Origin of the sequence: Lysinibacillus sp. NPDC093712 (assembly GCF_050280025.1) — a bacterium.
Classification (GTDB): Bacteria; Bacillota; Bacilli; order Bacillales_A; family Planococcaceae; genus Lysinibacillus.
Window position 1 is genome coordinate 572,587 of record NZ_JBNNUU010000003.1, and the last position, 25,855, is coordinate 598,441.

Below are 25,855 nucleotides of genomic sequence, written 5' to 3' on the forward strand. Positions count from 1 at the left end.
CGAACAAAAGCAACACCGTCTGTTCGTTTTGTCTTTTTATTCAGCGAGAACTGCCTTGAAGTGTTGTTCCACTGCCTGAACAAATTCTGCTCCGTAATTGTAATTTCCTTCAATATTATACACGAGCATTTCCAATTCATCGTAAAAATTTGTAAGTTCAATTACTTCCTCATCTATTTTTAACATTGGGTTTTGCTTAGCTTGTAAAATATGTACAAGGTTCTCCCAACTAGTCAGTGGAAAACGCAAATAATGATAGTCCTCTCCTGCATCAAGTAAATAAATAAAAGCAAAATCATCAGAGTCTGCAATTAATTGAGCAGCAGGCTTTAACTGTAAATTTTTATTATTGTCGTTTAAACTAAAATGAAGTTGCTTGTTTTCAAAATAAAATGATTCTATTGTATATATTTTACGCACATGTGGGTCCCCTTTTCGTCGTTCTCTTCCTCTTATTTTATCATATGGGGTAAATAGTTGCAGTGTGTAATTGCAAAACTACAAGTAAACTCAGGTTAAAAATCTATTACGTCTCGGTGTATTTGCATCCAGATTATTTTCGGGCATACTTGAAAAGCTCTTCTTAAAATCTGTGACTGTCGCAAGAGACCTTAAACTTGGTTTAGCAAGGGTTTAAGCCTTCACTGAATCAAGTATATAGTTGGCTGACTTCTGCTAAATCAAGTTTAAATACTAATAATAAAGGGTGAGCATACATGGCACAACAACTTGAAATTGAATTTAAAAATGTGTTAACCAAACAACAATATGAACAATTGCTAGAAGATTTCCAAATCAAAAAAAATGCTATTCATCGTCAAACAAATCATTATTTCGACACACCATCTAATGCTATTCGAAAATTGCAAAGTGGGCTTCGTATTCGAATAATAGACAATTATTATGAATGTACTTTAAAAGAAAAATCTTCAAAACATGTACATTTAGAGACGACGGACGAATTAACAGCAGCGCAAGCCGAAAAAATGCTTGCAGGTCAAGGCTTTTATGCGCCAGAAGTTGCTAAAAGACTAGCGATACACAATATTCCACTAGAGCAATTAGCAGTGTTCGGTTCACTTACAACAGACCGTGTCGAAATTCCTTATAAAGACGGACTTCTTGTATTTGATCATTCTTTCTATTTGCAGTGTGACGATTATGAGGTAGAATATGAATCAAAAGATGAAATAAAAGGAAATGCAATCTTCGACGAATTTCTACAGCAATATAGTATAGAAAAACAAATTGCTGAAAAAAAAATCGCCCGCTTTATGAAAGCACTACAATCAATTAAGAAACAATAATTACAGCTACTTACTTAATAGTAAAAACGAAAGGGTGACCAACTAATTGGATATCCAATCTTTAAGAACAATGCTTGAAATTCAAGCACTGCAAACACTTGGTTCTACAGAAAATACTTCATCCAATTCTTTCACAAACAGCAATTCATTATTTTCTGATATGATTGAAGAAATGTTAGGCGATGCCACAACAACTAACAATGCAAAATTATCTAGTCTACTTGGCATGAGCTCATCAAGCTCTACAAATTTCATGGATCAGCTTAGTAGTTTAACAGGCATGTCTGGAGGAACTACAAATAGCTCGCTTCAATCATTGCTTTATAGTGGATCAAATTCAGTATATATACCTGCTTCTATCCAGGCTACGTTAGCAAAAATGCAAGCCAGCACTAGTCTTGATTCCTATGTATCAGATGATGTTATTGGATCAACTGCCTATGCAAATTCACTTGCTGGAGCAAACAAATACGGCGATATTATTGACAATGCTGCAGCTACCTATAATGTACCTGCCAAGCTTATTGCAGCCGTTATAAAGCAAGAGTCTAACTTTAATGCATTAGCTGTCAGTAATGCAGGAGCACAAGGCTTAATGCAATTGATGCCTAAGACAGCACAATTTTTAGGTGTAACGAATTCCTTTGATCCTGAACAAAATATTATGGCTGGAGCCAAATATTTGCGTCAAATGCTCGATAAATTTGATAATGATCCAACACTTGCATTGGCAGCATATAATGCTGGTGCTTCTCGTGTAACAAAATATAATGGTATCCCACCATTTAAGGAAACACAGAATTATGTCAAAAAAGTGATGAATTACTACACTGTATAAATCGCATAAAACCTGTAATTACGGTCTTTTTCAGCAAATTTCACCCATGTTGGTGAAATTTGTGCTTTTCTAGCGAAAACATTCCAAAGTGCTCTTTGTTTGTGTAAACGAATGGACGTTGATAGAATGAAGGTAGTCACAAGATATTCACATTTTTCTATTCAACATAGTATTAGCTAAAATTGTACATCAACATATTGATTTGCACTTTACGATATACTTCCTATAAAGAATAAAAGGAGCATTTACTTATGAGTCGAAAATACACTGTTCCTTATGAGGAGCTGGGCGCTGAAAAACTTTCTGAACTCATACATGCGTTCTATAAAAGAGTTGCACAGCATCCTGAACTTATACCAATCTTCCCAAAAGATTTAACAGAGACAGCACGCAAGCAAATTCAATTTCAAACACAGTATTTAGGTGGTCCAAATCTTTTTACTGAAGAGCATGGACATCCAATGATGCGTGCGCGTCATATGAATTTTCCAATTACACCCGATCGTGCCCAAGCTTGGCTAGAATGTATGGCCGAAGCAATGGATGAAGTTGGCTTGGAAGGGAAGTTCCGTGAAACCTATTACCACCGTTTAGTATTAACAGCTCATCACATGATTAATACACCTAATGACGATGAGGGGGAATTATTACGTGAATAATATTCAAATGTTGCAAGAACCAACACCGACGATTTCTACTGCTAATAAGCCAATTGAATTGTATATTTTCGTAGATCCACTTTGTCCTGAAGCTTTTAGTATGCAATCCATCATTCGTAAACTACAACTAGAGTACAATCATTATTTCTCATGGCGCATTGTCTTAAGCACAGAGCTTTCTTCACTTAATTGTCTGAGCAAGCGCATGAAAGGTTGTGAATCAGGGATTGAACTGGATATTAATCATCCTGTTCTACCTTCTATAGCTATAAAGGCGGCAGAATTACAGGGTAAACGTGCAGGAGCTCGTTATTTGTCGAAATTACAGGAATATGTTGTACTGAACCATCAAGATGTAAATTCCTATGCTACACTTTTAAAAATAGCTGAGGATGTTCAATTAGATATGAATGAATTTGTAGTAGACTTTGGCTCAAAAGAAGCCGCACGCGCCTTCCAATGCGATTTGTATATGAAGCGGGAAATGGAAGTTGATGAAGTACCTAGTATCGTATTTTTTAATGAATGCATTGAAGATGAAGGTCTAAAAGTGAGTGGTAGCTATTCCTATGAGGTTTATGAACATATTTTAGAAGAGATGATGAACGAGCAGCTTATACGCCAAACGTTACCAACCATTGAAGAGTTGTTTTCAAAGTTTCAAACACTTTCTACAAATGACATAGCTTTTATTTATTCATTAACAGAACAAGCAGCTGAACGTGAATTAAAAAAACGTATGCTTCAACAAAAGATAGAACGTATTCAAACAGATCACGCTACACTATGGCGTCTTAAATAATGCAATTATACTTTTATTCCAAAAGGTTAGGAACTCGCTCATTATATGACAGAGACCTATCCTTTTTTTTGTTTATAAAACTGGTAATTAGATTAATTGATTTGTTTCTGCTAAGCAAAAGCAGTGCGTCAAAAACATTATTGAAAGTAGAAAGGTTGTTTCAATAGTCTTAGCAATAAAATAATGCACCACTAGGAAAAATAGCAAAAGAGATAGTTAGTAAAAAAACTACTAAAGGCACAAACAAGTTTTGCTAATAGCAACAAAGACCTAAAATAAAAGAGACGCCTCTATCCTCGACAGATAGAGACGCCTCTTTTTCACAAAGGGGATGGGAGAAATGTTCACGTTCAAACAAAGGGGTGTATGTTTGTTTTGTGATTTATTTCACAAGATTCACTTTATCATGGAATAATAAATTAAGCAATGTATCCTGCTTTAGATTCACAAATTTGTCATATAGAAAGCGATTACAATACAGTATTTTTTCAAGATGGTTACTTTTTTTCATTTATAAATCTAAGAAAATCATTATTAATTATTTTTTTCTAGAATGACCTATTCCACTTAGCAAAGAAAATAGCTGTAGTAAGATTACTACAGCCACACGAATTAATTATTTAACAATAACTTTTCAAGTTCATTTAACCGTTGTTCAAATACATTACAAGCATCATCAATTGGTTTAGCCACATTCATATCAACACCTGCTGCTTTTAGCACCTCAATTGGGAAGTCCGAGCAACCAGCTTTTAAGAAGTTATTAATATAACGTTCTACAGCAGGTTCACCTTCCTCCAAAATTTGCTTACTTAATGCAGTAGCAGCAGATTTTCCAGTAGCATATTGATATACATAGTAATTGTAATAGAAATGCGGAATACGTGCCCATTCCAGGCCAATTTCCTCATCAATTACGATTGCATCTCCAAAATAGAGCTTATTTAAATTATAATATACTTCCGTTAAACGTTCCGCTGTTAATGATTCCCCATTTTTGTCCATTTGGTGTATCATATGTTCAAATTCTGCAAACATTGTTTGTCGGAAAACCGTACTACGGAACTTGTCTAACCAATGATTTAATAAATAAATTTTCTGTTGCGGATCTTCTATTGTTTTTAGCAAATAATCATTCAACAATTCTTCATTACATGTAGAGGCTACTTCAGCCACAAAAATTGAGTAATCTCCGTAGACATATGGCTGATTGTTACGTGTGTAATAACTGTGCACACTGTGTCCAAATTCATGCGCTAATGTGAATAAATTATCTACATTGTCCTGCCAGTTCATAAGAATATAAGGATTTGTCCCATAAGTACCAGATGAATAAGCACCACTAGTCTTACCTTTATTTTCCATAACATCAACCCAACGATTATCAAAGCCACTTTGAACAATGCTTTGATACTCTTCTCCGAGTGGTGCTAGCGCCTTCACTAAAATATCCTTAGCTTGCTCATATGGCACTTTCATGTCAACTTCCTGAACAAGTGGTGTAAATAAATCCCACATATGCAATTCATCCACACCTAATAACTTTTTACGCAAAGCAATATAACGCTGCATAGCTGGTAGATGCTTATGAATTGTCTCTACTAATTGGTCATACACACTTTCTGGGATAAAGTTATTTGACATGGCAGCATGACGTGCAGAATCATAATGACGAATATTGGCACTTACGTTATGTTTTTTTACATTGCCTGTCAATGTAGCGGCAAATGTATTTTTAAAATTGCCATACGTTTCATACATCGCTTTAAATGCTGCTTCACGCACTGTTCTATTTTTACTTTCTAAAAACTTAATGTAATTGCCATGTGTGAGTTGAACTTCTTCCCCGTCCTCATTTTTCACTGTAGGGAAAACTAAATCCGCATTGTTCAACATACCAAACGTATTTGAAGCAGTGCCTGTAACCTCAGCCATCTGTGCAAGTAATGCTTCTTGTTCAGCAGGTAGTACATGAGGGCGAGTCAATGAAATTTCTTTTAATGATTGCTTGTATAATTGTAAATCTTGATTTTCTGCTAAATAGCTTTCGATTGTTTCTTCACTTAATGATAAAATTTCAGGCGTTAAAAATGAGAGTGCCGTTGAAATATTTGTCGCTAGCGTTTGAATACGACCATACAAGTCTTGATATAAACTATTCGTTTTATCTTGGTCATTACGCATATGCGCATACGTATACAGTTTCATTGTACGCTGATAAATTTCATCGTAATATGTTAATACTGCTAATAAGGCATCGGAACCATTTTTTAAAGTACCTGTATAACTAGGTGCTTTTTTTGCTAGTTCTGCGACCTTCTTGAACTCCTCTTCCCATAGTGCATCAGTGGCAAAAATATCTTCCAATCGCCAAGTTAACTCTACTGGTACTTCATTTCTCATTAAAACTCGATTGCTGTTACTAGCCATGAGCCAGCCCCCTTTATTTATGACTTTCCTTTACTCTAAACATTTTCTCAATATATTGCGACAATTGCAAATAATAATCTACCTACCTTTTCCTCCTCATGAGGTTTCTTAAACTTTTATATGACTATACAAATGCTCATATACTTTTTTCCAAAATTCCATACTACATTCTTGTTGAAGGAAACTATACCCTAACAGTTTTCCATAGTTTTCAATAGCTTGCACTCTTAAATTTGTAGGCTCTAAATTGAGTAGCGTTAGAAACAATTGAATTTCTTCTTTATACATTTCATATGGTAATAACTGTCGTTTTCTGCAAAAATCCAACAAGATTGCTTGCCATTCAATTGAAAAAATCGGAATAGCATTTGCATTGTTAACAGGTACACCTATATAATTCGGCAACGCATTGAGTGAAAATTTTAATTCATAGCAGCTTCGTAGAAAAAGGTCTTGAACGCCTTTTTTACTTCGCATTAAACGTTGCTTTACATACTGTTGACACATTCTTTTATAAATATGCCAGTAAGCAATAAATGCATTATGCGAAATCATCTGCGGCTCATAAAATGGAAAGTGCTGTGTTTCAAGTGGAATATCGAGTACGTTTGCTATAAAAGTATGCCCGTGAACATGAAGAAGATTCGTCCAATAATTAAATTTAGCTGCTCTTGCATCATATGTAACTAAATATGGCACATTGTTTGATGAATAACTAATAACGTTTTGGAGGATGGGAGAAATTCTAATTTTTTGAATAGCTTGCGTTGTATAATTGTTCTGTGGTGTTTGAAAAAGCCATAAAGCTTGGATATTATTTTTCTCATATCCTTCAGTTCGTAACTGCCAGTTTTCATTTGTTATCGCGCTACATTGATATTCTAGCGCAATCGGCCGTTGTTTACTTTGTAGTAAAATATCAGGTCGTTGAGACAGTGTCGTTAAAAATGGCTCCAGCTCTACTGTATGCCCGAGTGATTTCAACCATTCAAATAATTGAATTTTTCCTCGCAAATGGAGCAATGATTCTCCTTCTGAAAATCGTCGTTCACAAGATTGGCTAGCAATATGAGCAAAATGTGGAATATTGAGCTGACCAATTTTTAATTGAACAGGCTGCTGACATTGAGGGCAAAAAAATTGGTGATATTGACGATATATTTGCAGAGCTTCTCTCGAATGTTGATATGAGAAAAATAATTGATGCTGCTCTGTATAGGCAATTAGCATGGCAATCTTTCTCCTTTTTGCACCCATTGTAAAGAAAGTTATCCTTTAAGCCAACTAAATATCTGCTTTTCTTTGAAATTTGATTTTTACCACCTAAAAAAAAGACTGTAGACATACTCAAATCTTTGAGTGTGTCTACAGTCTGAAAGTTCCTGAAGCTAAAAGATGTTAGCTAAAATATTTTCGAACAGTTTCGAAGCAATCGTATTCCATAATTTTTTCGCCATATTCTTCAAGACGATGAATTGTGAAATTGGAAGGGCTTAAAAACTCTTTAATGACTGCGTTCTTATCATGACGATTTAAATCGTCATCTGCGTTCGCAAAGTCTACTACTAAATAGTAACAACCTTCATATTTGAATAATGAGGAATCCACTAAGTCGTCTGTCATCCGTTTTGCAACGGGGATTAACTCATCTATATCTTTAAATTTATAAACATAAATGTCTGTATCCATAAATAACTCTGATTCATCCATGTCACCAAATTGAGTTAATTGACTAAGAAGATCCTCTCCAACTTCGTCGAATGGGGCAAACATACTTTTTTGTTCATCATAATGTGAATGACCATCTAATGTTTCACCGTCTTTTAAAATATGTGCACGTGTGACAATGATTTCTAAGCCTACTTCCGACGCATTGATATGAATCCAAATCGGACCTTCTACATCAAAATAATCTTCCGTATTCACTTCATCAATCATATCCCAAAAAAGTTGCTCACCCTTTGCTCGGTTGTACCAAATTTCTTCACGACTATAGCCGCGATCCTCTATATCATTGTACGTAATAAAGAGCTTGAGTGTATTTTCATTTACACGTTCGATGTCCACTAGACCTCATCTCCCTTCACTGTCATTTGTCGAAAAACAGTATTATTTAATTAGTATGCTTTGATTCATTGTTTTTAACCTTCATACTCCCTTGTTTTTCAACCTTTGACCACACCACAGAAAGTCATCGAGTAACTGTAATCATAAATTTTTTGGTCACAGTTGTCTCTAATTCTATTGTATGCTGTTCTTTCATAAAATGAAAAGGATATACACCATTTCAAAGAAGATATTTGAATTATTGAAATTGTAGTAAACTATTTTAATTAAATCAAGTTTAACATACTTTTAGGGAAATATATGACTTTTACCTATTAATTATTAGTTTTGTTTGAAGGTTTTTACATAAGTAAAACATAAAAAAATAGATGTCACAACATGCATGCTTCTGCATTTGTAACACCTAATACATTTATTCTATGCAATATAGGAGGATTTTAGTTCACCATGCGCTGTGCTTCTTGTAATTGATAAGCCCGAACCTTACGTGGTAAAAATCGTCGAATTTCATCTTCATTATAGCCTACTTGCAATCGTTTCTCATCCAAAATTATTGGTCGTCGTAATAAGCCTGGATATTCTTGAATTAGTTCATATAAGCGCTGTAATGGTAAGCTTTCAACATCCACATTCAATTTTTGGAATATTTTGGAGCGAGTTGAAATAATTTCATCTGTTCCATCCTCCGTCATTCGTAAAATTTCTTTAATTTCACTAATGCTTAACGGTTCAGAAAAAATATTGCGTTCTGTATATGGGATTTCATGCTCCTCTAACCATGCTTTCGCTTTACGACAAGACGTACAACTTGGTGATGTAAATAAAGTAACTATCATACTGACACATCCTTTCTCTTTGTTTTCGTTATCTATAAACCATTTTTGTTAAATTAGAATTAATGTAATGTAAAACTACAGTTCCATTATACAGCACTCAGCTGTATTTGAATATAGTTCCAAGGAAAAAAAGAATGCATAGTAAATGACTTTGTTACAAAATATTCTGTCTTTTAATACTACCTTAAAGTATCCAATTCCTTTGCATGTCCAACGAACTAATAATAATATTCCCATTAGCACATCATTTTAAACATGGATATACGGAAACTAGTTGTTCTCAATTAAAAAATACAAACGAGAATAATGTCACTTAGACGTGTACAATTATGACGCTACTTTCCAAATGTAGGTTGCTTTTTTTTACAAAACTAAAAAAATTCAGTCTAAAGACTGACTTTTCAGGCTTGCATTTAGCTAAGTCTTTATACTATAATGTGGTGCAATAAGAAAAGCGCACTTTGCGCATTACCTCTACATTAATAATGTAGTTAAAAACGCTGACGAAGAGTAGTACATATGCAACATACATGTATAGAGAGTCTGTGGTTGCTGGAAACAGATCATGTACGCATTTGGAATGGGCTTCCGAGTTAGCTTTGTGAACGTACAAGTAAGCACTTGATACCTATTAGCAAAGCTCGTCTCTTCACGTTACGAAGCTAAGTGGCCTTTTAGGCAAGCAGGGTGGTACCGCGGATTCGAACATCATTCGTCCCTTTATTAGTAAAATCTAATGAGGACGCATGATGTTTTTTTATTTTTCGAACCCCGAGGAGGAACTTATTATGACAACAATTTTTTCAGGCGTACAGCCAACTGGTATTGTGACATTAGGAAATTATCTTGGAGCATTCAAGCAATTCCCAGCTTTACAGGATGAAGGGAATGCCATTTATTGTATCGTTGACCAACATGCAATTACCGTTGCTCAAGATCCAAAAGAGCTACGTCAAAACATTCGTAATTTAGCTGCTACTTATATCGCTACTGGTATTGACCCTCAAAAGTCCACACTATTCATCCAATCAGAAGTACCTGCCCATGCGCAAGCAGGATGGATGCTACAATGTGTCGCTTCTATTGGTGAGCTAGAGCGTATGACGCAGTTCAAAGATAAATCACATGGTAAGGAAACAGTTTCTGCAGCACTTTTAACATATCCACCATTAATGGCTGCTGACATTTTATTATATAACACGAATATTGTTCCTGTAGGAGACGATCAAAAGCAACATATTGAACTAACACGTGACCTTGCAGAGCGCTTTAACAAACGCTATGGTGAAGTTTTAACGATTCCTGAAATTCAATTACCAAAAGCAGGTGCTCGCATTAAATCATTACAAGAGCCTACAAAAAAAATGAGCAAGTCCGACCCAAATACAAAAGCAACAATTAAGCTTTTAGATACAGCTAAAGATATTGAGAAAAAAATCAAATCAGCAGTAACTGACTCTGATGGTATTGTGGCTTTTGATGTTGAAAATAAACCTGGCGTTTCAAATTTATTAACGATTGAATCTGCTATTACAGGTGTAACTATTGATGATTTAGTGAAAAAATATGATGGTATCGGTTATGGTGGCTTTAAACAAAGTGTGGCGACAGCAGTTATCGATCATCTTACACCAATTCAAGAAAGATTTTATAACCTTGTAGAATCATCTGAATTAGATATCATTTTAGATGCAGGCGCAGAAAAGGCAAATGCTATTGCTAGCGCAACTTTAAAGCGCATGGAACAAGCTATGGGCTTAGGCCGCACACGTCGCTAAGAAAGGAATTAGCTACATGCACTGTGAACATTGTAATAAAACAATCAAAGCCTTACTGTTAGAAAGTGACTTTGGTGCAGATCCATTATGGTGTGGCCATTGTCGCACTAATTTAGAATTAGAACAACTTCCTTTAGGAGAGATGTTATTAGCTGAGCTGACGACATGGATGTGTAAGTTTGGTGAATGGATTGATCTTGAAACAGATTCATTTATTAAAGGTATGGAATACTTAGCGAAAAATCATGATGAGCAAGGTGAAGACTTGGCCCAAAAAGTAGCAGTAGAATTAGCGGTGCCCGTAACATTTATACCTTATCTTTAAGATTAGCTGTTCGATCAAAACCAAAATCGAGCACAACGCTACAAAGCACAATACAGGCTCCAATTGCCATATAAAATTCTGTCGTATGCATAATAAATTTAAAGACAACCGACCAGGAATAACCAAGAGTCCGGTAATTCAAATATAAAATTAAATTGCCAATAGAAAGTATCATTAATCCATAGCTCATTAAAAATATAAAAAGACGAAACAAATAAACGGCATCCTTTCTATTTCTTCTTACTTTCTTTTCTATTCGCTAGCTTTTAAAAAAAGACGTCAGCCTTATAAAAATTAGGCTGACGTTTTTTATTATTCCTCAATTTTTTTAAATAATAGACTCGCGTTATGACCACCAAAACCAAGTGAATTACTCATTGCATATTCAATGTTCGCTTCACGAGCTTCATTCGGCACATAATCTAAATCACACTCTGGATCTGGCTCTGTTAAATTGATTGTTGGCGGTAAAATGCCCTCTTTCAATGCTAGTGCTGTAAAAATGGCTTCAACACCACCAGCTGCACCTAGTAAGTGACCTGTCATTGATTTAGTAGAGCTCATCGCTAATTTATAAGCATGTTCTCCAAAAGCAGTTTTTACTGCTTGTGTTTCAAATAAATCATTGTATGGTGTACTTGTTCCATGTGCGTTAATATAGCCAACTTGTGAAGGGTCTACTCCACCGTCTTCTAATGCTTGAGTCATCGCACGTGCAGCACCTTCACCTTCTGGAGCTGGTGCAGTAATATGATGCGCATCTCCAGTTGAACCGTAGCCAAGAACTTCTGCATAAATTTTTGCGCCACGCGCTTTTGCATGTTCGTATTCTTCTAAAATAACAATTCCTGCACCTTCACCAATAATAAAGCCGTCACGGTTCTTATCGAATGGACGAGAAGCTGTTTGAGGATCCGTATTTAACGATAATGCTGTATTCGCACAGAAGCCTGCAACCGCCATCGTCACGATTGGTGATTCAGCTCCTCCTGAAATCATCACATCAGCATCGCCACGTTCAATTACTTTAAATGCATCACCAATTGAATTCGTACCAGATGCACAAGCTGTCACTGAACAAGAATTGATGCCCTTCGCACCAAAGTGAATAGACACTTGACCTGAAGCCATATCTGGAATCATCATTGGAATAAAGAATGGACTAACACGTCTTGCACCACGCTCTTGGAACGTTAAAAATTGATTTTCGTATGTTTCCATGCCGCCGATACCAGAGCCAATCCATACACCTGCACGTGGTGCTAACTCTTCATCAATTGTAAGCTGTGCATCTTCCATCGCCATAATAGACGCTGCTAGTGCATAGTGCGTGAAACGGTCCATTTTGCGAGCTTCTTTTCGTTCAATATACTTTTCAATATCAAAGTCTTTTACTTCAGCAGCGATTTTTGCAGCAAATAGATCTTTATTTAAGCGCGTTAATTCACCAACGCCTGATTTACCAGCCTTGATGTTTGCCCATGTTTCTTCGATGCTATTCCCTAGTGGTGTAACTGCGCCAATTCCTGTAATTACTACTCGTCGTTTACTCATTGTCTTACTCCTCTCAAGCAATTTTCTATGTTATTTTCCCCATCTCATTGCAACGGCACCCCATGTTAAGCCACCGCCAAAACCGACAAGTACTAATAAATCATCATCTTTTATTTTACCTGCTTCAAGCTCTTCTACTAAAGAAATTCCAATAGAAGCTGCTGATGTATTGCCATATTTGTGAATCGTTTTTGACATTTTTTCTGCTGGTAATGCTAAACGTTCACGTGCCGATTCCATAATTCGAATATTCGCTTGATGTGGAATTAAAAAATCAACATCTTCTTTTGTTAAACCAGCTTTGTCTAATACATTAACTGCTGATTCACCCATTTGACGTACAGCAAACTTAAATACTTCACGACCGTTCATCGCAATTGTCTCTTGCTGTGTTAAATAAAGATGTTTACCGCCCGTGCCGTCTGCTCCAAGCTCAAATGATAAAATCCCTCTACCTTCTGATACAGGACCGACAATGGCAGCACTTGCTCCATCACCAAATAAAACAGCCGTATTGCGATCTTCCCAATCAATGACTTTGGACAGCTTTTCAACACCTACTACTAAGACATATTTATAAGCGCTTGATTCTACAAATTGTTTTGCTGTCACTAAGCTATATATAAATCCTGCGCAAGCTGCTGCTTGGTCCATAGCTGCTGCATTTACAGCACCAATTTGCTCCTGAACCATACATGCTACACTTGGAAATGTTTGATCTTGTGTTACAGTTGCTACAAGTATTAATCCTATTTCTTCAGGTGTAATACCTGCTTTTGCAATAGCATCTTTCGCAGCTGCTACTGCTAAATCTGAAGTTTCCTGATTATCTGCAGCGAAATGACGTTCTTCAATTCCTGTACGAGTTCGAATCCATTCATCCGAAGTGTCCATAATTTTTTCTAAGTCAAAATTCGTAACGACCTTTTCAGGAACGTATCTGCCTAAACCTATAATACCTGCGTTCATATAGCAACCCCTCTGCTTTCTTACTATCAATTATTAGTAACTGGTCATAATTATAACTCATAATGAAGGAATGGTGCAAGGTGAATTAAATTTAGTATATCAGATAGTAGTCGTTCAATCTCCGGTAAAGGTACTACTATCGTCGATTGAAGTCTCTTAATCTGCGGTAAAACTTCTGTTATCGCCGTTAGAATTTATTCAAATGCTGCTAAAAAAATACTCTTCTGTCGACAAGCTAAAATGTTGTGACAAAATTGCCATAAATCACCGCGTAGAAAGCGCCACTTTTTGATAAAAGGTTCTTTTTTTTTCGGCTTATGTTATGATATGATAATGTATATGTAATAAAAAAGTTCGGTTGAGGTGAAATTAATGCAATATATCGTAACGTTCATATGGTCATTCTTACTAGTTTCTATGTTAAACTACGTAGTAAGTGCTGTAATTGGAGTACCATTTGATTTCCAAACTGGTGCGATCCTTTCATTGGTATTCTCTGTACTTATTTTTGTTATTGGCGCAATCATTCCAAACGAGCCAACTCCAGAAGCTGCAGACCATCATTAATCAATATCATAAAAAAACCTGTCTCGCCTAATGCGAAACAGGTTTTTTTCTATTTATTATTTTTCGACTACACACTGACCATTTTGCATTTTAATATGCAACGTCTCTCCTGGTAGTACTTCGCCACGCAATAACTCCTTGGCAACTGCTGTTTCAATATAACGTTGCACAAAGCGTTTTAATGGACGTGCCCCAAACTGTGGATCTGCTCCTTGTTCAACGACCCAATCTATTACTTCTTGAGCAACATCTAATGTAATTTCCTGCTCAGCTACACGTTTTACAAGTTGCTCAACATATTTCCAAGCAATCGCAGTGAAATGTTCTTCAGACAATGCATGGAACATAATAATATCGTCCACTCGGTTTAAAAGCTCTGGCTTAAAGTGCTGGCGCAGCGCTACCATAACTAAATCTTCAACTCCAGCATCATCTTCTTGTGCTTCCATTAAATAGCTAGAGCCTATATTGGATGTTAAAATAATTACGGTATTTGTAAAATTCACCATTCGTCCCTGACTATCTGTAATGCGACCATCATCTAAAATTTGCAATAAGATGTTCGCTACATCAGGATGAGCCTTTTCAATTTCATCGAGTAATACGACAGAATACGGATTACGGCGAACCGCTTCAGTTAATTGTCCACCTTCTTCATAGCCGATATAGCCTGGAGGTGCACCAACGAGACGTGATACGCTATGTTTCTCCATATACTCACTCATATCAATACGAATAAAATGCTCCTCGGAATCAAACAACTGTGCAGCCAGCGCCTTAGCGAGCTCTGTTTTACCCACACCTGTTGGCCCTAGAAATAAAAAGCTACCAATTGGGCGATGTGGATCTTTAATGCCTGCTCGGGCACGCCATACTGCTTCTGTAACAAGCTGAACAGCATTATCCTGTCCTACAACCCGTTCATGTAACGTATCTTTTAAACGCAGTAATTTTTCACGTTCACCTTCAACTAACTTTGTTACAGGGATACCTGTCCAACGAGATACAATTGATGCAATTTCGTCAGATGTGACTTCTTCACGCAAAATACGTGTCTCACTACCATTTTCTAGATGTTTCTCCATCTCTTGAATCTCTTTTTCAAGTGCAGGAATTTTCCCATGTCGTAATTCAGCAGCTTTATTTAAATCATATTTACTTTCCGCTTCGTCTAAATCGCGACGATATTTATCAAGTGATTCACGTTTTTTCTGGATGCCTTGCAATGCTTCTTTCTCTGCTTCCCATTGTTTTCGCATCCCTTCTGATGAATCTTTAAGTTTTGTTAACTCTTCTTGTAATTGCTCAAGACGTTTTTTACTAGCTTCATCTTTTTCTTTACGCAATGCTTGTTCTTCAATTTCTAACTGCATTATACGACGAGTCACCGCATCTAGTTCTTGCGGCATCGAATCGATTTCTGTTCGTATCATCGCACATGCCTCATCGATTAAATCAATCGCTTTATCAGGTAAAAAACGCTCTGTAATATAGCGATTTGAAAGCTCTGCTGCCGCTACAATAGCCCGATCATGAATACGTACTGCATGATGCAGCTCAAAGCGTTCTTTTAAGCCCCGCAATATAGAAACGGTATCTTCAATAGACGGTTCTCGAACAAGCACTTGTTGGAAGCGGCGTTCTAAAGCCGGATCTTTTTCAATATACATACGATATTCGTCTAATGTCGTAGCTCCTATACAATGGAGTTCACCACGTGCAAGCATAGGCTTCAACATATTTCCGGCATCCATTGCTCCGTCTGTTTTACCAGCCCCAACAATTGTATGGATTTCATCGATAAATAAAATAATGCGCCCTTCAGATTCTTTTACCTCTTTTAGTACGCCCTTTAATCGTTCTTCAAATTGACCACGATAACTTGCACCAGCTATTAATGCACTCATATCAAGCTCGTACAATACGCACTCTTTTAATCCTTCTGGAACATCACCTTTCACAATACGTTGTGCCAACCCTTCTACAATGGCTGTTTTACCTACTCCTGGTTCACCGATTAAGACCGGGTTATTTTTTGTTTTACGCGTCAAAATTCGAATCACATTGCGAATTTCTTCATCGCGTCCAATTACAGGGTCCATTTTTCCGTTTTTTACTTCTTCAACTAAGTTACGACCAAATTGCTCTAATGGCTTTTTATCATCAGTTTGTTGAAATTGCATTGTAGCACTCCTCTTCTCTCTTCTTTTTTATATCTTTACCCTTATTTTGATTTCATGAAAAGTTTGACCTTTTTTGACTAACTTTATTTTACAACAATCGACAAACCGTAGCAAAAAAAAAGCTCAAAAATTTTTTACTGAAAAATGGAAAATTACGTTATAATAGTGGTATGTTTCGTTGTTTTAGTATATCGAAATGATTATCGTCATCCTTTTGTAATACAGGTAATTTTTATTACAAAAAGAAAGAGATGTGTTTGATATATGGTACTAATGGATAATATTCAAGAGAAAATGCATGCACTTTTTAAAAATAATGGAGTTTTTATTAAAGTGAATAAAGATAGTAAAATTTTCTTAGAAGGGGAACGAGCTAAAGAAATTTATTATATTAAAACAGGGGCTATTTCGATTAGCCAGGAAACCGAAAATGGAAAGGAATTAACAATTCGAATTTGCGGTCCTGATAGTATAATTGGTGAAGGCTCATTATTTTGTAACCTCACTTATTTTTCGATGACAGCTAAAGTTTTAGAACCTTCAACGTTATATGTTTTAAGTCGTAAATCATTAGAGCATCTATTAGTGGAGCAGCCACATTTAATGGTAGAGTATATGAAATGGTTGCAAACAGAAAATTTAAAATATCAAAGCCGTCTACGTGATTTAGTGTTAAATGGTAAAAAAGGAGCTTTATTTTCAACGCTAATTCGCCTTTCAAATACGTATGGGAAGCCATTAGAAAATGAGTCAATTTTTATCGACTTACCATTAACAAATTCAGAAATTGCGAATTTATGTGCTACAAGTAGAGAAATGATTAACCGAATGTTGAACGATCTTAAAAAACATCACATTCTATCCTTCGAAAAAGGCTATATTACAATTCTTGATTTACAATATTTAAAAAATGAAATTGCCTGTGAAAATTGCCCATTGCAAATTTGCCGTATTGACTGATTTATCAACAACGGTGTGACGTATTTGAGACATTCGCAGGTTTCATTAAGCCGAGGGTTTAATGCTCAGTGAATGCCGTGCATCTTTGACATGTCTCCCCTATAAAAGCGGAGGACTTCTGTTAAAGCAAAATAAATATTAAATCCCCGCTTACAGTTATGTGCAAGCAGGGATTTTTTATTCATATTATTAGAAGTCAATCTACTAGCGGACACCTAATGCCATTTTCGCATAGCGAGACATTTTATCTTTTGACCAAGGTGGGTTCCATACAATATTTACATTTGTACTTTTTACCTCTGGTAGTTCACTCATAGCTGTATTTACTTGATCGACAATAACCGGTCCCATCGGGCAGCCCATTGAAGTTAATGTCATTGTAACTGTTGCTGACCCCTCGTCATCTAAATCTACATCATATACTAAACCTAAGTTGACGATATCAATACCAAGCTCAGGGTCGATTACGTTTTCTAATGCACTAAACATGCTGTCTTTCATATCTTGATCCATCTGTATTTCTCCTTTCGTCACAGTGTTAACTTAATCATAGCAGATGGTTCTTATTATGCCAAATGCTGTGCAAGCCAATCGGTTGCCGCCAACATACCTTCACGTGTTACAGTATGACCAGCATGTTTATCTGTAATAAATTTTAAGTTGCTCGGATTTTCATCGTAGTATGCACGTAATGTTAAATAAAAGTTATACGTATCATTAAAAGGTACAGTTTTATCATGCTCACCATGCCAAAAGAAAACTGGGCGTCCTGCGAATTGTTCTGGTGTTAAACTGATATCATACTTTGCGAGAAGTTCATTCGTTTTTTGTACTTCTTGCTCTGACATCGGAAATTTAATTCCATTTTTCGCCATTTGTTGCAATTGATATGCTCCTAATTTAATAAAGCCAGGGCCTCCCATACATATTGCTGCCGTTTGAATCCAATCATATAGTTTTAAACAGCCAGATGTGACGATTGCGCCCATTGAAGTGCCCGCTACACCAATTTTATTGTTAGCTATTAATTGCTTATTCTTTAATTCTTTATATAATTGCTCTACTTCATGAATAGAATTTAAGACGATATCCCAAAAATGTAAATTCATTCGAGTCTCTGTTAATCCTTCGCTGCGATCACCATGAAGTTTTGCATCTGGTAATAGGACACGCACCCCTTTATTTACTAACTGGTATGCATAATGTAAGTTATGTTCTTTTGCACTCATAAAGCCGTGTAAGAAAATTACTACCGGGGTATTTTCATTCATATTATCTGTTGATATATGTAACAAAGGAATATGTCCCCAAATTTCATTCTTTACTAACATTCTTGTCACTCCCAACTTTTGTCTAACCTTTTTTATGTTAGCAAACTTTTTTCAATGTGACAAAATTTTGACGTATGGATTACAAAGAGATACTATTCAAACATATAGGAAAGGGGCAACAAGCAATGAAACCGCATTTAATCGTTTTAGATTTAGATGGTACGTTATTAACGGACCAACAACAAATTTCATTAAAAACAAAAAAAACATTATTGCAGGCTAAGGAACAAGGGCATCAGGTTATGATTGCCACAGGTCGTCCTTATCGTGCAAGTGATATTTACTATCATGAGCTTGGTTTAACAACACCTATTGTGAATTTTAATGGTGCTTATGTCCACCATCCTAAAAATGCTGCTTGGCAAACAATGCATACACCGATTGACTTAAACGTTGTACGAGAGGTTGTTGATTCTGTTAATAGCTATGAATATGAAAATATTATAGCTGAAGTGAAGGATGACATTTATGTGCATACAGAGGATGATCGCATACTAAATATTTTTAACATGGGTAATCCCAAAATTACGTTAGGTGATATTTCGACAAATCTATTAGTTAATCCAACGAGTCTCCTAATTCAAGCTAACGAAACTAATTCCATGGTTATTCGAGACCATTTACAAGCAGTTCATGCAGAAGTTATAGAGCATCGTCGTTGGGGTGCACCGCTTCATATTATTGAAATTGTCCGTCGTGGCTTAAATAAAGCTGTCGGAATTTCACATGTAGCCAAAGACTTAGGTATTCCGCGTGAGCGCATTATCGCCTTTGGTGACGAGGACAATGATTTAGAAATGATTGATTATGCTGGTATTGGCGTTGCTATGGGTAACGGAATCACTAGCTTAAAAAACATAGCCAATGAAATTACAACTACGAATAATGAAGATGGCATTGCTAAAATACTTATTGAGCGCTTAAAATTATGATAGTTAAGTAGTAATTCCCATTTTTTCAGCTATTTAAAAATCGGGAGAAGTAAGCATTACTAATAAATACAGTTTTTTAGGAGGTTAAGATGATGAAAATTTTTACTGATAGTGGATGTGATTTGCCGAAGTCTTACTACGAAGAGAATGATGTCATTCTACTTCCGTTACGTGTACAAGTAAATAACAACGAATATGATGATGTCATATCGATTGATTCTAAAGAAGTTTACGACGCTATCCGACAAGGTGCACATCCAAAAACTTCACAAGTTTCACCAGAACTCTTTTTAAAACATTTTGAAGAACTTGCAAAAAGCGGAGAGCAAGGCATTTATATCGCCTTTTCATCTGAATTGTCAGGTACGTATAGTACAGCTTTAATGATACGCAACCAAGTAATCGAGCAATATCCTACACTAAAGCTAGCAATTATTGATTCAAAATGTGCATCTTTAGGTCACGGCTTAATCGTTCAAGAAGCCGTTCAACTAAGGAAAGCAGGTACTTCGCTTGAAGAAATTGAAACAAAAGTCTCTTCACTCGCTTCACAGATGGAACATCTTTTCACAGTGGAAGATTTAGATTACCTCGCTAAAGGGGGGCGTGTTTCAAAAGCAAGTGCATTTCTTGGTGGACTCCTTAGCATTAAGCCTATTTTAAATGTCGAGGATGGCAAACTTGTACCGATTGAAAAATCACGAGGTCGTAAAAAAGCTATTGCGCGTATGTTAGATTTAATGCAAGAGCGTGGTGGTAATTTTTCTAATAAGATTGTCGGCATTAGCCATAGTGATGATACGGCCTTTGCTAACGAAGTAAAGGCATCAATACAGGAAAAATTCGCGCCAAAAGAAGTTCAAATGACAATGATTGGCTCAGTTATCGGTTCTCATGTCGGACCAGGTACAATCGCAATTTTCTTTACAAATAAAAGCTACCAATCATAACATAAAGAGGACAGAACATAACTTTAATATTTTAATAAGAGAGACAAAGATGTTAGTAAAATACTGTTGTATAATTGAGTGTACACTTAGTTATTAAATCTTTTGCAATAAATAAAAAATTAGAAGAGAATACTAGTTGTTGGTAGCGGAGGCGGCGACTCCTGCGGGAACAGCACAAAACGTAAGACGCAACAAACCGCGCGACAGCGAGGGTTGCGGCTTACGATGTGCCCGCGGAAAGCGTCCGCCGTAGCGGACAACAACGTCTACAGAAAAAAGTGTTAGATTGACGTCAATCTAACACTTTTTCTCTATTGCCCAGCCTCTTTGCTATTTTTATTTTGCAGCGTCTTGTTCTTGACGACGTTTTTTACCTCGTTTAATAATAACAACGACGAAGCCAATAAATATAACATAGACTAATCCGAGCGCAGCCATGTAAGGAATGTTTAGCCCTTCATCGTCTTTAACTTGATAAATTTCTACTATTTCACGGTCTAAAATGACTGGGTAAACGCCCTTTTCATTTTTACGCACCTTTTCTTCTTGTAAAATGCCGTTGAGCATTTTGCCTTCACCAATTTGATCTGGTGTTAAATCGACACGTTGCGTTTTCCCCGTATTGTTCACCATAATAATCCATTGCTCTTCATCGGATTTTCGTGTAAACACAAGTAACCCATTTTCATTTGTAATGACTTCAAAATCACCTTTTCGTAATGCCGCTGATTGATTACGTAAAGATTGTACGTTTTTAATATAGTCAATTAACTCTTCATCTGTTTTAAAATTGTATAATTGATGTGTGTCAGGTTTTACTTCCCCGTTCATGGCAATTTCTGTACCGTACTGAACAACAGGAATTCCAGGCATCATAAATAACGCTCCCAATGCCATTTTTAATCGTGTTGGAGGGAACATATTTTCAGATGCGGAATCGAATGTAAAACGATGCGTTTGCAATGAATCAATCATAATTTGCGTTGGTTTCTCGCTAGTAAAAGGTTCCATTAGCTTTGAAGAGTCTTTATCGACGTTTTTAAAAATATTTCGGTAAATTTCTGCTGTTGCTGGCGAGAAGCTCGCATCAAAATTTGCATCGCTTTCTTCATTTGAAATAACGTATAACGATTTTTTTGTATCTTTTAATGCTGTGATCATTGCATTAAGAAATGCAGAATCGGCATCCGCAATATTTGTTAAACGTATGCCACCAACATCATATGTAGAAACAAATTTTGTCGCTGATTCAATTAAAGCAGCTTGTACATCTTTATTTGTTAAATCCCATTGAATATGTCCATTATCTGTAGAGGCAATCCAGTTCTGTTTTGCTGCATCCTGTGCCCACTCATGATTAGGACTTACATTATTTAAAGGAAAGTCAACCATGATCGACATATTTTTTTCTTTGTATGCCTTCACTACACTTTGGAATTCTTCAGCTGTTCCAAAATGCTCTTCAATTTTACTATAGCTTGTTGGCATTGAGCCATCGTATATTTCAGTATCGAAAATTGTACCAATTGATACGGTCGTATAGCCCATTTCTCCAATAAATTTTAGTTTATCTTGTAGACCTGTGAAGTCACCGCCTGCAAATTTCGTTGGGTCTTGCGTATTTGTATCAAAATCGTTGGTGCCTGAACCATTAAAGAAACGGTCAACGAGTAAATCAAAAATGCTTTCTTCTGCAATCGTTCTTGTTTGAACTTCATCCGCTTGAGCTGGTGTTGCACCTATCAATGAAGTTGCCAGTAAAAGCGATGCGGCTGTTGCGCCTATCCACTTCTTAAATTTCACTTTTATTCCCTCTCTTTCAAAGCAATCCAACGTCATTTTACCAAATAAAACAGCTACGTAGCTATCATTTCAAAATATTTTCCTGAAATGCAAAATGAATTAAGACAAAAAGGTGTCAAATTAAGACAACTTCAATAATAAAAGGCAGAGACAATGAAGAAAAAGGAGGAATCAATTTTGCAAGGTCGTTGTAGTTCGCTACGGCGGTACTTTCCGCGGGCACACACGCAAGCCGTAACCCTCGCTAACGCGCGGTTTGTTGCGTCTTACGCTGCGTGCGTTCCCGCAGGAGTCACCGCCTCCGCTACCATCAACCAGTCCTCTCTGCTAATTTTTTATTTTTGCAAGAAAAGTATAGCTAATGTCATTCCATTCGTTTTATATAGTGTTAATTCACAAAAATGATATGTTCCTTCCTCTTTTTGCAAGGTCGTTGTTGTTCGCTACGGCGATGCTTTCCGCGGGCACAGTGTAAGCCGCAACCCATACTAATGCGCAGAATGCCGGCGTCAGACGTTTTGTACGCTCCCGCAGATTATAAATTTAAGAAAATTCAAAATTGTTTGGGTGACTGGCACTTTCAAAAAAAATAAAAAAGGCCGTGAAGCAACAGCTTCACGACTTTTTTTAGTCATTATGAAAAGAAATTGAATCCCATTGGTAATTTTAACCCTAAGAACATTGTAATTAGTAAGAATACTACAAATAAAATCCAGAACATTGTTGTTGGCTTGTTTTTCTTTTGACGGACTAATACCATTTCCATCATACCAATAACTAAAATACCGCCAATAAATTTAAAGCCATAAAGCATTCCTTGGCCAAACTTCATTGCTTCAATAAATAATGCCCCACCAGTAATGATAATTAAAATGTAAAATAAACGTAATGTCATATGTAAGCCTTTAGACTGCTTACCACTAAGTGCTGCAATTAAAAAGATTACGATACCAACTACCCAAGTTGTAATGTGTAAATCTGTTCGGCTAGTTAAAAAATCCATGTTTGTCCCACCTCATTTTTTTTCTATCAAACTATATCCTATCATGTGGTGGAAATGGTTTCAAATATTACAAATTGTGTTCACGAAATTGCATCAATTACGCCTCGGAGGTGGCTAAATCCCACTTAAATCATTGCATTTTTGGCATTCTTCCTTCCCATCAAAATAATAAAAGGTACTACAAATAAAAAAATCCGCGGAGCTTACACTCGCGCGGATTATACATATTATTCAAAATGATTGACTAACGTACCGATACCTTGAATGGATACTTTCACTGTATCACCTGCTTTTAAAAATTGCGGAGGATTCATGCCTTTCCCTACGCCTGCTGGTGTACCTGTTAAAATCACATCGCCTGGCTCTAAAGTTACATGTTGCGATAAAATTGATACGAGGGATTCAACAGTGAACATCATATCTTTTGTTGTACCGTTTTGGCGTACTTCATCATTCACTTTTGTTACGACTGTTAACTCTTGTGGATTTGGAATTTCATCTTTTGTCACAAGGTATGGTCCTAATGGGCAAGTGCCTTCAAGACTTTTTCCTAAGAAAAATTGCTTATGTTTATCTTGCAGGTCACGCGCTGTAATATCATTCGCAATTGTGTAGCCAAATACATAATCGAAGGCTAAGTTTTTCGGAATATTTTTCCCACGTTTACCAATGACAACTGCAAGCTCACCTTCATAATCCATTTTTGAAGAAAGATCAGCATGAATAGATAATGTTTGACCATCCGCAGCAATCGCTGTAGGAGACTTCGTAAATACCATTAAATCGATTGGTGCTGCTTCTGCCCCCATTTCCTTTGCATGTTCATCATAGTTTTTACCGATACACATAATGTTTTTTGGTGTACGCGGAATTGGTGATAACCATTCAATCACTGTAAATTCACGCTTGAAGCTATTAGCACGATCTGATTTTTCTGCTGCCTCTACTAATTTACGAATTTGTTCAACAAAATCGAAGCCTAATGCAATGCCATCGACAATTGAACTTGAAAAAGAAGGGAGAACTTGAAGTTCGTTTTGAATAGCGAGTACATCCCATACCGCTTCTTCTTTTTTTACTTTTGGTCCAAAGCTTACATGTCCACCTAATTTAAATGATAAAATTTTCATGATTTTAAGAGCTCCTTCTTTTTTCTACATGATACAACAATATGATATAAATTACCTTACTTTTACGATAACAATTTTTAATGTTGCTAATTCTCTATCAATTAAGTATATTACGAGCAATTTTTTAGCTTGGCTCAGTCTTCGCCTTATATGTTAATTTACGCCATAAAGCCTCTAACGGACCTTGCTTCCACTTCGTTAGCCAAATTTCTGCCAAGATCATTTGCGCCACAATTATACCGATAGCAATTAACACACCAGTAGAAACACTAACTTTTCCATACCAACCTAATCCAAATTGATAAAATATACATGTTCCGATAATGGATTGAAGTATGTACATCGTTAACGACATGCGTCCAATTTTCGCAAATGGACTAAGTAATTTTGGGACAACTGGTAGCAAACATAGTAATACAATGAGCCCTATATAGCCGATTGATAATATTGGACCACCCATATACACTTTTATATAATCTAGTAAATACGTACGAGTATAGATGATTGGGGTACTTTTCAAAAAAATACCTACTGCGAGCCCTGCTATTGTTAATGCCAGCCACAGCCATTTCAGCTCTTTCGCTCGCTCTACTAAATGCCATTTGGAAGCAGCAGCACCGATCAACATAAATGGTAATACCATAAACAATGACGCAATCCACATTCCTATACCTGCCTGAACAGATAGGTCTGATAAGCGTTGTAAAAAGGCATCCACCCAGCTACCTGTGCCATAAGCTGTAATTGCTTTTTCCACATCCGTAATATTTAAATACGTATCAACCTTCGTATTAAAGCTAATATAACCTACGACAAACAACATAAAAAGATGCATACATCCATTGATTATTATGCCGGTTAATAAAAGCCAAATTGGCTGTAAACGTAGGAGTAACAATAAAAAAATACCACAAAATGCATACATCATTAAAATATCTCCCCACCAAATAAGGACCGCATGCACCAAACCAAACATAAATAATACAGTAAGCCTTCGAAGACCTATTCCATAAAAGTTTTGTTCACGACTTTGGGCTTTTTGCCATTGCATCGCTAACCCATAGCCAAATAACATAGAAAATAACGGATAAAAGCTGCTTTGCACATAGATATCTAAATTTTGCTGCCAAACAATATCTGATGGTGTTGTAAACCATGATCCTAAATCAATATGTGGCATTGGCAAATAAAAAGCATACATATTAACGAGCAAAATACCTAGTAAGCTCATTCCACGTAAAATATCTAATGTTGCAATACGCTCCTGCAACATCGTCGGTTTTAAATTCACAAAATAGCCTCCTCTTCTTTCTTATCACGTACATTGCAATTTGCCCCCTTCTGCATGTGGTAAGCCATATCAACGCTCACTTTCCATGCAGAAGTTTGCAGCTTGCATTTTAACGCTTCTGAAAGGAATACTACCTAATT

25 protein-coding genes and 1 other annotated feature are annotated in these 25,855 nt (G+C 36.3%); of the genes, 10 read left to right on the forward strand and 15 right to left on the reverse strand.

All coding sequences use genetic code 11. From position 1 onward, the window contains the following. Positions 1–36: 36 nt before the first annotated feature. A complete protein-coding gene (locus ACQKNX_RS15375; RefSeq protein WP_427429626.1) occupies positions 37–420 on the reverse strand; it encodes a hypothetical protein in 384 nt (127 codons plus the stop codon). Between the two features lie 296 nt (positions 421–716). Here ACQKNX_RS15375 and ACQKNX_RS15380 point away from each other — a divergent pair, with 296 nt between their 5' ends. The 4 genes from ACQKNX_RS15380 to ACQKNX_RS15395 all read left to right on the forward strand — a co-directional run bounded on the left by ACQKNX_RS15380 (position 717) and on the right by ACQKNX_RS15395 (position 3,606). Then, entirely contained in the window at positions 717–1,307 is a 591-nt protein-coding gene (locus ACQKNX_RS15380; protein WP_427429627.1) for a CYTH domain-containing protein, read from the forward strand. Between the two features lie 46 nt (positions 1,308–1,353). Further along, complete coding sequence (locus ACQKNX_RS15385; RefSeq protein ID WP_427429628.1) at positions 1,354–2,145, forward strand: lytic transglycosylase domain-containing protein; 792 nt, start codon at positions 1,354–1,356, stop codon at positions 2,143–2,145. Positions 2,146–2,396: 251 nt separating this feature from the next. After that, the gene (locus ACQKNX_RS15390; protein ID WP_173478079.1) at positions 2,397–2,804 is read left to right on the forward strand and encodes a globin; all 408 of its coding nucleotides are present in this window, start codon (positions 2,397–2,399) and stop codon (positions 2,802–2,804) included. Next, positions 2,797–3,606: a ClpXP adapter SpxH family protein gene (locus ACQKNX_RS15395; RefSeq protein ID WP_427429629.1), complete on the forward strand. Its 810-nt coding sequence runs from the start codon at positions 2,797–2,799 to the stop codon at positions 3,604–3,606. Before ACQKNX_RS15390 ends, ACQKNX_RS15395 begins: the two co-directional genes overlap by 8 nt. A 612-nt stretch (positions 3,607–4,218) precedes the next feature. Here the strand turns inward: ACQKNX_RS15395 and pepF are convergent. The 4 genes from pepF to spxA form a co-directional block, all read right to left on the reverse strand. Next, positions 4,219–6,036 carry an oligoendopeptidase F gene (gene pepF / locus ACQKNX_RS15400; protein WP_427429630.1) on the reverse strand — a complete coding sequence of 606 codons (1,818 nt, stop codon included), beginning with the start codon at positions 6,034–6,036 and terminating at the stop codon, positions 4,219–4,221. Between the two features lie 108 nt (positions 6,037–6,144). Beyond that, positions 6,145–7,266 carry a competence protein CoiA gene (locus ACQKNX_RS15405; RefSeq protein ID WP_427429631.1) on the reverse strand — a complete coding sequence of 374 codons (1,122 nt, stop codon included), beginning with the start codon at positions 7,264–7,266 and terminating at the stop codon, positions 6,145–6,147. Positions 7,267–7,434: 168 nt separating this feature from the next. After that, complete coding sequence (gene mecA, locus ACQKNX_RS15410; protein ID WP_340826286.1) at positions 7,435–8,103, reverse strand: adaptor protein MecA; 669 nt, start codon at positions 8,101–8,103, stop codon at positions 7,435–7,437. A gap of 437 nt (positions 8,104–8,540) precedes the next feature. After that, on the reverse strand, positions 8,541–8,936 hold the full coding sequence (gene spxA, locus ACQKNX_RS15415) for a transcriptional regulator SpxA (RefSeq protein WP_024362527.1): 396 nt from the start codon (positions 8,934–8,936) through the stop codon (positions 8,541–8,543). 494 nt (positions 8,937–9,430) lie between these two features. After that, positions 9,431–9,662: a binding site (T-box leader), on the forward strand. Between the two features lie 65 nt (positions 9,663–9,727). Between spxA and trpS the strand changes: the two genes are divergently transcribed. Together trpS and ACQKNX_RS15425 are read left to right on the forward strand one after the other, a co-directional pair. Beyond that, entirely contained in the window at positions 9,728–10,717 is a 990-nt protein-coding gene (trpS, locus tag ACQKNX_RS15420; RefSeq protein ID WP_427429632.1) for a tryptophan--tRNA ligase, read from the forward strand. Between the two features lie 16 nt (positions 10,718–10,733). Continuing rightward, complete coding sequence (locus ACQKNX_RS15425) at positions 10,734–11,042, forward strand: hypothetical protein (RefSeq protein ID WP_427429633.1); 309 nt, start codon at positions 10,734–10,736, stop codon at positions 11,040–11,042. Here the strand turns inward: ACQKNX_RS15425 and ACQKNX_RS15430 are convergent. The 3 genes from ACQKNX_RS15430 to ACQKNX_RS15440 form a co-directional block, all read right to left on the reverse strand. Then, the gene (locus tag ACQKNX_RS15430; RefSeq protein WP_401021184.1) at positions 11,026–11,256 is read right to left on the reverse strand and encodes a hypothetical protein; all 231 of its coding nucleotides are present in this window, start codon (positions 11,254–11,256) and stop codon (positions 11,026–11,028) included. The genes ACQKNX_RS15425 and ACQKNX_RS15430 overlap by 17 nt on opposite strands. Before the next feature lie 98 nt (positions 11,257–11,354). Next, complete coding sequence (fabF, locus tag ACQKNX_RS15435) at positions 11,355–12,596, reverse strand: beta-ketoacyl-ACP synthase II (protein WP_427429634.1); 1,242 nt, start codon at positions 12,594–12,596, stop codon at positions 11,355–11,357. Between the two features lie 30 nt (positions 12,597–12,626). Continuing rightward, positions 12,627–13,565 carry a beta-ketoacyl-ACP synthase III gene (locus ACQKNX_RS15440; RefSeq protein WP_340826293.1) on the reverse strand — a complete coding sequence of 313 codons (939 nt, stop codon included), beginning with the start codon at positions 13,563–13,565 and terminating at the stop codon, positions 12,627–12,629. 372 nt (positions 13,566–13,937) lie between these two features. Between ACQKNX_RS15440 and ACQKNX_RS15445 the strand changes: the two genes are divergently transcribed. Then, complete coding sequence (locus ACQKNX_RS15445; RefSeq protein ID WP_340826294.1) at positions 13,938–14,132, forward strand: YjzD family protein; 195 nt, start codon at positions 13,938–13,940, stop codon at positions 14,130–14,132. Positions 14,133–14,188: 56 nt separating this feature from the next. On the opposite strand, the gene ACQKNX_RS15450 is transcribed toward ACQKNX_RS15445, so the two are convergent. Continuing rightward, positions 14,189–16,315, reverse strand: coding sequence for an ATP-dependent Clp protease ATP-binding subunit (locus tag ACQKNX_RS15450; protein WP_427429635.1), 2,127 nt, complete (start codon positions 16,313–16,315; stop codon positions 14,189–14,191). A gap of 264 nt (positions 16,316–16,579) precedes the next feature. Between ACQKNX_RS15450 and ACQKNX_RS15455 the strand changes: the two genes are divergently transcribed. Further along, a complete protein-coding gene (locus ACQKNX_RS15455; RefSeq protein ID WP_427429636.1) occupies positions 16,580–17,275 on the forward strand; it encodes a Crp/Fnr family transcriptional regulator in 696 nt (231 codons plus the stop codon). A 204-nt stretch (positions 17,276–17,479) separates the two neighbouring features. Here the strand turns inward: ACQKNX_RS15455 and ACQKNX_RS15460 are convergent, their stop codons facing one another. Both ACQKNX_RS15460 and ACQKNX_RS15465 read right to left on the reverse strand, forming a co-directional pair. Further along, the gene (locus ACQKNX_RS15460; RefSeq protein ID WP_427429637.1) at positions 17,480–17,788 is read right to left on the reverse strand and encodes a metal-sulfur cluster assembly factor; all 309 of its coding nucleotides are present in this window, start codon (positions 17,786–17,788) and stop codon (positions 17,480–17,482) included. A gap of 53 nt (positions 17,789–17,841) precedes the next feature. Next, positions 17,842–18,606, reverse strand: a complete 765-nt coding sequence (locus ACQKNX_RS15465; RefSeq protein ID WP_427429638.1) for a prolyl oligopeptidase family serine peptidase — start codon at positions 18,604–18,606, stop codon at positions 17,842–17,844. 125 nt (positions 18,607–18,731) lie between these two features. Here ACQKNX_RS15465 and ACQKNX_RS15470 point away from each other — a divergent pair, with 125 nt between their 5' ends. Next, complete coding sequence (locus tag ACQKNX_RS15470; protein ID WP_427429639.1) at positions 18,732–19,538, forward strand: Cof-type HAD-IIB family hydrolase; 807 nt, start codon at positions 18,732–18,734, stop codon at positions 19,536–19,538. A gap of 92 nt (positions 19,539–19,630) precedes the next feature. Beyond that, the gene (locus ACQKNX_RS15475) at positions 19,631–20,488 is read left to right on the forward strand and encodes a DegV family protein (RefSeq protein ID WP_340826540.1); all 858 of its coding nucleotides are present in this window, start codon (positions 19,631–19,633) and stop codon (positions 20,486–20,488) included. Between the two features lie 336 nt (positions 20,489–20,824). Here the strand turns inward: ACQKNX_RS15475 and ACQKNX_RS15480 are convergent, their stop codons facing one another. From ACQKNX_RS15480 to ACQKNX_RS15495, 4 genes are all read right to left on the reverse strand, one after another. Continuing rightward, positions 20,825–22,291: an alpha-amylase family glycosyl hydrolase gene (locus ACQKNX_RS15480; protein WP_427429640.1), complete on the reverse strand. Its 1,467-nt coding sequence runs from the start codon at positions 22,289–22,291 to the stop codon at positions 20,825–20,827. 634 nt (positions 22,292–22,925) lie between these two features. Continuing rightward, a complete protein-coding gene (locus ACQKNX_RS15485) occupies positions 22,926–23,294 on the reverse strand; it encodes a YisL family protein (protein WP_427429641.1) in 369 nt (122 codons plus the stop codon). Between the two features lie 227 nt (positions 23,295–23,521). After that, the gene (locus ACQKNX_RS15490) at positions 23,522–24,424 is read right to left on the reverse strand and encodes a fumarylacetoacetate hydrolase family protein (RefSeq protein ID WP_403048393.1); all 903 of its coding nucleotides are present in this window, start codon (positions 24,422–24,424) and stop codon (positions 23,522–23,524) included. Positions 24,425–24,548: 124 nt separating this feature from the next. Then, a complete protein-coding gene (locus ACQKNX_RS15495; protein WP_427429642.1) occupies positions 24,549–25,715 on the reverse strand; it encodes a DUF418 domain-containing protein in 1,167 nt (388 codons plus the stop codon). Between the last annotated feature and the right edge of the window lie 140 nt (positions 25,716–25,855).